Annotated in this window: 6 protein-coding genes and 1 pseudogene; 1 reads left to right on the top strand and 6 read right to left on the bottom strand. The window is 70.3% G+C overall.

Annotated features, from left to right (window positions below; all coding sequences use genetic code 11):
* The 6 genes and pseudogenes from ACWGIG_RS32355 to ACWGIG_RS32330 form a co-directional block, all read right to left on the bottom strand.
* Window positions 1–298, bottom strand: a pseudogene (locus ACWGIG_RS32355) (hypothetical protein); the annotation flags it as partial.
* Window positions 283–1,446 carry a ParA family protein gene (locus tag ACWGIG_RS32350; protein ID WP_398419828.1) on the bottom strand — a complete coding sequence of 388 codons (1,164 nt, stop codon included), beginning with the start codon at window positions 1,444–1,446 and terminating at the stop codon, window positions 283–285. The gene ACWGIG_RS32350 and the pseudogene ACWGIG_RS32355, both read right to left, overlap by 16 nt.
* 341 nt (window positions 1,447–1,787) lie before the next feature.
* A complete protein-coding gene (gene ald, locus ACWGIG_RS32345) occupies window positions 1,788–2,903 on the bottom strand; it encodes an alanine dehydrogenase (protein ID WP_453325250.1) in 1,116 nt (371 codons plus the stop codon).
* A gap of 158 nt (window positions 2,904–3,061) precedes the next feature.
* Window positions 3,062–5,143: a tetratricopeptide repeat protein gene (locus ACWGIG_RS32340; protein ID WP_453325249.1), complete on the bottom strand. Its 2,082-nt coding sequence runs from the start codon at window positions 5,141–5,143 to the stop codon at window positions 3,062–3,064.
* Between the two features lie 201 nt (window positions 5,144–5,344).
* Complete coding sequence (locus tag ACWGIG_RS32335; RefSeq protein ID WP_453325248.1) at window positions 5,345–5,971, bottom strand: NUDIX domain-containing protein; 627 nt, start codon at window positions 5,969–5,971, stop codon at window positions 5,345–5,347.
* 78 nt (window positions 5,972–6,049) lie between these two features.
* Window positions 6,050–7,714 carry a CTP synthase gene (locus ACWGIG_RS32330; protein WP_453325247.1) on the bottom strand — a complete coding sequence of 555 codons (1,665 nt, stop codon included), beginning with the start codon at window positions 7,712–7,714 and terminating at the stop codon, window positions 6,050–6,052.
* A 549-nt stretch (window positions 7,715–8,263) separates the two neighbouring features.
* Here ACWGIG_RS32330 and ACWGIG_RS32325 point away from each other — a divergent pair.
* Window positions 8,264–10,066, top strand: a complete 1,803-nt coding sequence (locus tag ACWGIG_RS32325) for a glycoside hydrolase family 15 protein (RefSeq protein ID WP_453325246.1) — start codon at window positions 8,264–8,266, stop codon at window positions 10,064–10,066.
* Window positions 10,067–10,093 lie beyond the last annotated feature (27 nt).

Raw genomic sequence — 10,093 nt, 5'->3', positions numbered from 1 at the left:
CCTGAGGCCGGTTGGCACCGGCCCTGGCAGCCGCCGAAGCCTGCGAGGTCCCAGGAGCGGCTTCCCCGCCCCGGGTCCGCTGCTGCCCGGCCGCATCGGCGGCGGCGCCGTGCTCGGCGCCCTCGCCGTTGCCCGCGGCAGCAGGGTCCACGGCCGCGGGGGCCGGCTCCCCCGCCGGTGCCGGTACCCGGGCCGTCTCGCCGTTGGCGCCGGACCTCCGGGCGGGCGACTGCAGCCCCATTCCCCCGGTCGTACGGAACAGCTCGTCGGCCCCCGGCAGACTCACTCGGCGTGACACCGGGCGAGCACCTCCCTGGCGAGCTGGCGATAGGCGGCGGCGCCGACGGAGTTCGATGCGTAGGTGGTGATGGGCTCACCGGCGACCGTGGTCTCCGGGAAGCGCACCGTCCGGCCGATCACCGTGTGGTAGACGTGATCGTCGAACGCCTCCACCACGCGCGCGAGGACCTCGCGGCTGTGCACCGTACGGGAGTCGTACATGGTGGCGAGGATGCCGTCGAGCTCCAGGTCCGGGTTGAGCCGCTCCTGGACCTTCTCGATGGTCTCGGTCAGCAGGGCCACGCCGCGCAGCGCGAAGAACTCGCACTCCAGCGGCACGATCACCTTGTGAGCGGCCGTCAGGGCGTTCACGGTGAGCAGACCGAGCGAGGGCTGACAGTCGATCACGATGTAGTCGTAGTCGTTCATCAGCGGCTTGAGCGCCCGCTGAAGCGTCGACTCGCGCGCCACCTCGCTGACCAGCTGCACCTCGGCAGCGGACAGGTCGATGTTGCTGGGCAGCAGGTCCATGTTCGGAACGGCTGTCTTCAGCAGCACCTCGTCGGCCGCCATGCCCCGCTCCATGAGCAGGTTGTAGACCGTGAGGTCGAGCTCCATCGGGTTCACACCGAGACCGACCGACAGGGCTCCCTGCGGGTCGAAGTCGACGAGCAGGACACGGCGTCCGTACTCGGCGAGCGCGGCACCCAGGTTGATGGTCGAGGTCGTCTTGCCGACCCCACCCTTCTGGTTGCACATCGCGATGATCTTGGCCGGACCGTGATCGGTCAGCGGTCCGGGGATCGGGAAGTACGGCAGCGGCCGTCCGGTCGGGCCGATCCGCTCGCGGCGCTGACGGGCAGCGTCGGGGGCGAGGGTGGCCGCGTATTCGGGGTCGGGCTCGTACTCGGCGTCGGGATCGTAGAAGTGCCCCTGGGGGACCTCGTCGAAGTCGGCGAAGCCGGTGGTGGACTTATCGCCACTCTGGTCGCCGGCCATGGCGTTCACGTGTAGGCCGTCCATGCTCTGGTGGGATGTCGTCATGTGCTGATGGGTGGCGAAGGTGCGGACCGCGACCGAGCCGACAGCTTCGAGCCCTGTAGGGCTCTGGCCCTGCGCAGGCGTTCCCGATCGACCACCCCCGGGAGTAAATGTCGACTCATTCACAAGTCGTCTTACCTCCTTGGGACGTGACCAGGAAACATATCGATAGGTCAGCGTGGCACCATGCCGACGGTCGCCGACTCTATGGCGTGTCACCGCTCCGCAGCAACACAATCCGCCGGACCCGGGTCGATGTGTCGGCAACCGAACCCCTCTCTGTCAAGGGTGCGCAGGGGCGTACACGAAGCACGGGAGCCGGGTTTCGCGGGTGCACGAATCGGTTAAAGGGTTACGTTCACGACGAGTTGAGCGAGCGGGGCAAAGTGACCGGATACACGTCCGGCCGGACCTCGCGGAGGCAAGGTCCGGCCGGACGCGCGATGTTGACGACGCCTGTTGACGCGTCAGCCGAGAAGGGTGCTCAGCTCAAGGTGCGGAAGGTCGTGCGCCTCTGCCACCTCGCGGTAAACGACCTGGCCGTCATGGGTGTTGAGGCCCTTGGCGAGGGCGGCGTCGCGGCGCAGCGCCTCGACCCAGCCACGGTTCGCCAGCTCCACGATGTACGGCAGCGTGGCGTTGGTCAGCGCGTACGTCGAGGTGTTCGGGACGGCGCCCGGCATGTTGGCCACGCAGTAGAAGACCGAGTCGTGGACGTTGAACGTCGGCTCGGCGTGCGTGGTCGCGTGCGAGTCCTCGAAGCAACCGCCCTGATCAATTGCAATGTCGACAAGTACACTTCCGGGCTTCATCTTGGCGACGAGCTCGTTGGTGACCAACTTCGGGGCCTTGGCACCGGGGATCAGCACGGCGCCGATGACGAGGTCGGCCTCGACGACGGCCTTCTCCAGCTCGAAGGCGTTGGAGACGATCGTCTGCACCTTGGTACCGAAGACCTTGTCGGCCTCGCGCAGCTTGTTGATGTCGCGGTCGAGCAGGGTCACGTGGAAGCCCATGCCGACCGCGATCTGGGTGGCGTTCCAGCCGGAGACGCCGCCGCCGATGACGACGGCCTTGCCGGCCGCCGTGCCCGGGACGCCGCCCGGGAGCACGCCCCGGCCGCCGACCTGGCGCATCAGGTGGTACGCACCGACCTGCGGAGCGATCCGGCCCGCGACCTCGGACATCGGGGCGAGCAGCGGCAGCGCGCGGTTCGCGGTCTCCACCGTCTCGTAGGCGATGGCGGTGGTGCCGGACTCCAGGAGCGCGTCCGTGCACTCGCGGGAGGCGGCGAGGTGCAGGTAGGTGAAGAGCGTCTGGTCCTTGCGGAGGCGGTGGTACTCCTCGGCGATCGGCTCCTTGACCTTCAGCAGCAGGTCGGCCGTGGCCCAGACCTCGTCGGCGGTGTCCAGGATGCGGGCGCCGGCGGAGACGTACTCGCCGTCCGTGATCGAGGAGCCGAGACCGGCGTCCTTCTCGATGACGACCTGGTGGCCGTGGCGCACGAGCTCGTGCACACCGGCGGGGGTGATGGCCACCCGGAACTCGTTGTTCTTGACCTCGCGGGGGATGCCGACCTTCACGTCGATCACGGTCCTTGATCTTGGGGGGATGAAACGGGCAGTGCCTTGCATGACCAGGCGCCTGACCAGGCATGGAAGGCACACCTGGGGAACACCGCAGCTGGACGCGGCAGAGCCAGTCTAATGAAGGATTTCCAGCTGTCTAGCCTTACAAAGCATCAACCTCGCGCGGATGCGCTACGGATTTCGTAGGCTGGAACCTCTTCTTCCATTAGTCTCTCCGCCGCGCCCCGGTGCAGCCGGGCCGCCGTCGGGTCGCCGAGCCGGTCGAGCGTGTCGGCAAGTCGCAGCTGGAGCGCCGCCTGAAGCCGTACCTCTCCCGCCTGACGTGCCCATTCGACCGCTTCCTGGCAGGTCCGCAGCGATTCCTCGGGGCGTCCCGCGTACTCCTGGACACGGGCCATTTCGCTCAACGCCCTTGCGTGGCCCGGGAGATCGCCGAGCCGGCGCAGTCCGGACGCCGCGGCCCGCCAGTCGCGCAGCGCCTCGCCGTACCGGCCCGCGTAGGTGTGCACCGCACCGAGCCGCCCGTACAGCCGCGCCCCGTCCTCGTCCTCGCCGCGCGCGAGCCGCAGGGCAAGCGCCCGCCCGTACCAGTCGGAGGCACGTGAGAAATCCCCCATTTCCTGATAGGTCCCGCCTACGGATTCCATCGCACGGGCCGTGGCGTAGGGGTCACCGGCCGTACGCCCCGCGTCCAGGGCCGCCCGATACCGGGTCAAGGCCTCCGTCGTACGTCCGGTCTGCGCGTCCAGGTCGGCCAGATTGAGCAGGGCGGCGGCCTTCTCGCGGTGCAGGTCCCGCCGCTCGGCCACGTCGAGCACCAGGCGGTGCAGCCCGTAGAGCTCGGGGGCGGCGGCCTCGGTGCCCCGGTGCGCGGCCAGTGCCCGTACGAGGGCGGCGACCAGCCTGCGCGCGAGGGTGTCGAGCTCGCCGTCACCGACCGCCGCGCGGGCCGCGGCGAGCAGGGCGGGCTGCCGCTCGCGCAGCCAGACGGCGGCGGCGGCCGGACTCGCGAAGCGCAGGGCGCGCGGCAGTCCGGCGAGCTTCTTGCGGGCCGGGGAGCCCTCGGGGTCGGTGACCGCCCGGCAGGACTGGAGCTGCCGCACGGTCCGCTCCAGCATCCGGGCCCGCGCCAACTGCCTCTCCGCAGGCCGGTCCTGAGCCTCGGTCAGGGCAAGCAGCAGCGGCGCGAGGCAGCCCGGCACCAGGTACTGCGGTACGGATCCGTCCACCGGGTGCAACAGCCCGCGGACCGCGAAGTCGTCGAGCGTGGTCTGCGCCGCCGACACCGAGCATCCGGCGAGCGCGGACGCCGTGTGCGCGTCCGCGAGGCCGGCGGGGGCCAGGGCGAGGAGTCGCAGTATCCGCGCCGCGGGCTGCGGCAGCGACTCGTACACAAGTCGCAGCGCACGCGCCAACGGGGCTGCGCCCTGCGGCTGTTCGGGGTCGTCGGGCAGCTCGTGGAGATGCTTGGTGACATCGGCGACCGAGGACTTCGGGCGGCCCGAGAGCCAGCCGCCGACCAGCACCAGTGCGGCGGGCTGCCCACCGCACTCCTCGGCGAGCGCGTCGGCCGCGGTCGGGTCGACGGTGATGCGGACCTTGCCGGTGTAGTGCGCGAGGAGGGCGACGGCGGAAGCCGTGTCGAGCCCGCCGAGCGTGCACGGCCGTACGTCCGGAATGCCGGTCAGCGGCCCCTGGGCGGTGGCCACGACCAGGCAGTCCGGATTGTCGGGAAGCAGCGGGTCGACCTGCTCGGCGTCGGCCGCGTCGTCCAGGACCAGCAGTACCCGGCGCACCGCGAGTGCCTCGCGCACCATCTCGGACAGGGTGTCCGCGCCGGCGCCCGCCGGAGCGGCGATCCCGAGGTCGTCCAGCAGTCCGCGCGCGGTTTCCTCGGTGGGGATGCGCTCACCGCCGGGTGCGGTGAGCCGGGCCCGCAGCGCACCGGCCGGGTAGTCGTCCGCGAGGGAGCGGGCCAGCTCCTCGGCGAGGGCGGTGCGCCCGGAACCGGGACGGCCCGCGACCAGCAGCACCCGGGCCCGGGGCACCTTGCGGCCGGTGAGGGTGTCCAGTCCTGTGCGCTCGATGTCGGCGCGCAGTTCCTTCAACTCCCGTTTCCGGCCGAAGAATTCACCGGTCGCCCAGTCGTGGGCCGAGCCCGCCGCCGAGCCCGCCGCGGTGGCGGTCGCAGTGACCGCCGCCGCGCCGCTGATGTCCACCGCCTGGTCCGTCACGGGCCACGCTCCCGTCCGCCTGCGCACAATCCCCGCCGCGACCGCGGTCGGGGATTCGAGCCTAGTTCACGCTCTGCTACTGATCCGGGGGAGCGCGGCGGGCAGGTCCCCCGATCGGATCAGCAGTTTTTACGACCGGTCCGACGCATGCGGCCCGCCCTGGCCGTCAGAACGGGAGGGGCGTCGGAACGGAAGGGGCCGTCAGAACGGCCGGGCCGGCCACGGCGCCTCCGCCGGGCGCAGCGTGTCGAGCCCGCCCCCCGGCTCCGAGAGGGCCGCGTTCAGCGCGAGCACCCCGAGCACGAGGCAGTTGTTGTGCAGCTGCCCGGCGAGCACCCCGCGCACCAGCTCCGCGAGCGGCACCCGCGCGTGCTCCATGTCGGCCTCCTCCTCGGACACCGCGTACCGCTCGCCCTCGGCCTCCGACAGGTCCCGTGCGAGGAAGATCCGTACCGCTTCGTCCGAACCGCCCGGCGAGGTGTAGACGTCGGCCAGCACCCGCCAGTCCCCCGCCTTGATGTGCGCCTCCTCGTAGAGCTCGCGCTGGGCGGCGTGCAGCGGGTTCTCGCCGGGCACGTCGAGGAGGCCGGCCGGGATCTCCCACAGCTTGTGGCGCACCGGGTGGCGGTACTGACCGATCACCGCGACGCGCCCCGCGTCGTCCAGCGCGAGGACGGCCACCGAGCCGGGGTGCACCTGGTAGTCGCGGCTCGCCACGCCTCCGTCGGGCATGACCACGTGGTCGGTGCGGACGCTGGTCTTCGCCCCTTCGAACGGGATCACCGACTCGGTGACCTGCCACTCCTGCGGGCTGTCCTCGATGGCCACGTACTTCCTCCTGAAAGCAAAGAAACCGGGGTGAGGACCCGTGAAGATCCTCACCCCGGCAACGTTAACGCGTACGTACTACTTGCCCTGCTGGCGCGCTTCCTGCTGGCGCTCGACCGCCGCCTTCACCAGGCCCGCGAAGAGCGGGTGCGGGCGGGTCGGGCGCGAGCGCAGCTCCGGGTGCGCCTGGGTGGCGACCAGGTAGGGGTGGACCTCGCGCGGGTACTCGACGTACTCGACGAGCTTGTTGTCCGGGGAGGTGCCGGAGAAGACGATGCCCGCCTTCTTCTCCAGCTCGGCGCGGTAGGCGTTGTTGACCTCGTAGCGGTGGCGGTGGCGCTCGTCGACGTACTGCTCGTCGCCGTAGACCTCGCGCACGATGGAGCCCTCGGCGAGCTTCGCCGGGTAGAGGCCCAGGCGCATGGTGCCGCCCAGGTCGCCCGCGCCCTCGACGTACGCCAGCTGCTCCTCCATGGTGGAGATCACCGGGTGGGCGGTGGCGGCGTCGAACTCGGTGGAGTTGGCGTCCTCGATGCCGGCCAGGTTGCGGGCCGCCTCGACGACGATGCACTGCAGGCCGAGGCAGATGCCGAGCAGCGGCACCTTGTTCTCGCGGGCGTACTGGATGGCGCCGACCTTGCCGTTGACGCCGCGCTCGCCGAAGCCGCCGGGGATCAGGATGGCGTCGCAGTCACCGAGCTGCTTGTGCGCGTCGGCCTGGGTCTTGCAGTCGTCGGAGGTGACCCACTTGACCTTGACGCGGGCCTTGTTGGCGAAGCCGCCTGCGCGCATGGCCTCGGTGACCGAGAGGTAGGCGTCGGGCAGGTCGATGTACTTGCCGACGAGCGCGACGGTGACCTCGTGCTCCGGGTTGTGGACGCGCTCCAGGAGGTCCTCCCAGACGGTCCAGTCCACGTCGCGGAACGGCAGGTCCAGCTTGCGGACGACGTAGGCGTCCAGGCCCTCGGTGTGCAGCACCTTGGGGATGTCGTAGATCGACTTGGCGTCGACACAGGCCACCACGGCGTCCTCGTCGACGTCGCACATCAGCGAGATCTTGCGCTTGATGGCGTCCGGGACGTCACGGTCGGCGCGCAGCACGATCGCGTCCGGCTGGATGCCGATGTTGCGCAGGGCGGCGACCGAGTGCTGGGTCGGCTTGGTCTTCAGCTCGCCCGAGGGGCCGATGTACGGGAGCAGCGAGATGTGCACGACGAAGACGTTGTCGCGGCCGACCTCGTGGCGGACCTGGCGGACGGTCTCCAGGAAGGGCAGCGACTCGATGTCGCCGACCGTGCCGCCGACCTCGGTGATGACGACGTCGACGTCGTCGGTGGCCATGCGGCGGATGCGGTGCTTGATCTCGTTGGTGATGTGCGGGATGACCTGCACGGTGTCACCGAGGTACTCGCCGCGGCGCTCCTTGGCGATGACGGTGTTGTAGACCTGGCCGGTGGTGACGTTGGCCGAGCCGTCGAGGTCGACGTCGAGGAAGCGCTCGTAGTGGCCGATGTCCAGGTCGGTCTCGGCGCCGTCGTTGGTGACGAACACCTCGCCGTGCTGGAAGGGGTTCATCGTGCCGGGGTCGACGTTGAGGTACGGGTCGAGCTTCTGCATGGTGACGCGAAGGCCACGGGCCTTCAGGAGCGCACCCAGGCTGGAGGCAGTCAGACCCTTGCCGAGGGAAGAGGCGACACCCCCGGTGACGAAGATGTGCTTGGTCGTCGAGGATTTGGGCTGCATGGCCAAGAGGGGGCTCCCGTGGTCGCGAGGTGAGGGTGCGTTTCCAGCCTCCCGGCGAGGGACCACCGGTGGTTCCACCGGTGATTTCTGGGGGCGTCGTCGCTGCGGTTCGGGGGGTTTTGCTCCCACCGCCCACGGGCTACCAGGGTATCAGCGACTCCGGGAGGTTGCTTCCGGCGTCCACCGCCGCCCGGGACGGCGGCGGGGCACCGTACGGATTTCGACCTTCCTCACGTACGCACCTGTGAAGACGCGGCCGGACGCGCGGGGCCACCGCGGCCAGTACCCCGGCCACCCGTTCGAACCGCCTTCACCGTACGGTCACGGCGGCATCACCTGCACCTCACCCGTTCGGCCCACTCACGTTGCAGTGACCTCACGCAGATGAGCTTTCTCCGTCGTATCCTGCTCGGACACATCGCTGCGAGCCGGCCGGGCGAAGGCATCCATCACCGCCGCTCCCGGACCCCGAAGCTCGTCGTCGAAGATCCCCTGACTGCAGATGTCCCCGCGAGGGGGCGGATGTGGCCGTTCGACTGGAGATTGCACGTGGCCGGGCGCATCGAGGACTACGCACTCATCGGAGACATGCAGACAGCGGCGCTGGTCTGCAGGGACGGCTCAGTCGACTGGCTGTGCCTCCCCCGCTTCGATTCCCATGCCGTTTTCGCCGGACTCCTCGGCACCGAGGAGCACGGCTTCTGGCGGATCGGACCCTCCTACCCGGACGGCAGCGAAGCGCCACCGGCTTCGCGGCGCCGCTACCGCGGGGACTCCCTCATCCTGGAACAGGAGTGGGACACCCCGCGGGGCACGGTCCGGGTGACGGATTTCATGCCACCGCGCGACGGCGCACCACAGCTGACCAGAATCGTGGAGGGGGTCAGCGGCCGGGTGCCGATGCACTCGGCGCTGCGCATGCGGTTCAGTTACGGCCGGGTGACCCCCTGGGTGCACCGGGTGGACAACCGTACGGTCGCGGTCGCGGGCCCCGACTCGGTCTGGCTGGACACGGACGTCGAGACGCACGGCCAGGACCTCACCACGCACTCCGACTTCACGGTCGCCCCGGGTGAGCGGCTCGCGTTCACCATCCAGTGGCAGCCCTCGCACAAGGAGGCGCCGCCGCTGCCCGACCCCGAGGGCGCGCTGGAGCTCTCGGTCGACTTCTGGCGCGAATGGGTCGAGCACTGCACGTACCACGGGCCCTACCGCGAGGCCGTGGTCCGCTCGCTCATCACGCTCAAGGCGCTGACGTACGCCCCCACCGGCGGCATCGTCGCGGCCCCCACGACCTCCCTCCCGGAGGACATCGGCGGCTCCCGCAACTGGGACTACCGCTACACCTGGCTGCGCGACGCCGCGATCACCCTGTCCTCGCTGCTGCGCACCGGATACCGCGAGGAGGCCCGCGCCTGGCGCGAGTGGCTGCTGCGGGCGGTCGCGGGCGACCCGGAGAACCTGCAGATCATGTACGGGATCGCCGGCGAGCGCGAGCTGGGCGAGGCCGAACTGGACTGGCTGCCGGGTTACGAGAACTCCGGCCCGGTCCGCGTCGGCAACGGCGCCGCCCACCAGCTCCAGCTCGACGTGTACGGCGAGGTCACCGAGGCCCTGCACCTGGCGCACATGACGGGCCTGGCCCGCAACGACTACGCCTCCCTCCTCCAGCTCAAGCTGATCCGCTACCTGGAGGACCACTGGAACCAGCCCGACGAGGGCATCTGGGAGGTGCGCGGCCCGCGCCGCCACTTCGTGCACTCCAAGGTGATGGCCTGGGTCGCCGTCGACCGCACGATCAAGCTGATCGAGGGCGGGGACGCGGACGGTCCGCTGGAGCGCTGGCGCGAGCTGCGCGAGACGATCCACGCGGACGTCTGCGAGAAGGGCTACGACCCGGAGCGCAACACCTTCACGCAGTCGTACGGCTCCCAGGAACTGGACGCCTCGCTGCTGCTCATCCCGCAGATGGGCTTCCTGCCGCCCGACGACAAGCGCGTCATCGGCACCATCGAGGCCATCCAGCGCGAGCTGTCCACCCCGGACGGCTTCGTGCTGCGCTACCCGACCTCCGGGGACGACGCGGGCGTGGACGGTCTGGAGGGCGACGAGGGCGCGTTCCTGGCCTGCTCGTTCTGGCTGGCGGACGACCTGGCGATGATCGGCAGGGTCGACGAGGCCCGCCGCCTCTTCGAGAAGCTCCTGGCGCTCCGCAACGACCTGGGGCTGCTCGCCGAGGAGTGGGACTCCAAGCTGCAGCGGCAGGTCGGCAACTTCCCGCAGGCCTTCAGCCACGTACCGCTGATCGACACGGCACTGCGGCTGACGGCTTCGGGGGCGTACGGCGGCTGACCGGAACCCTTCGTACCGGAACGCCCC

It is taken from the genome of Streptomyces sp. NPDC054863, from assembly GCF_053610825.1.
Note: the sequence above shows the minus strand (reverse complement) of the source record. Positions and strands in the feature narration are given on the sequence as shown.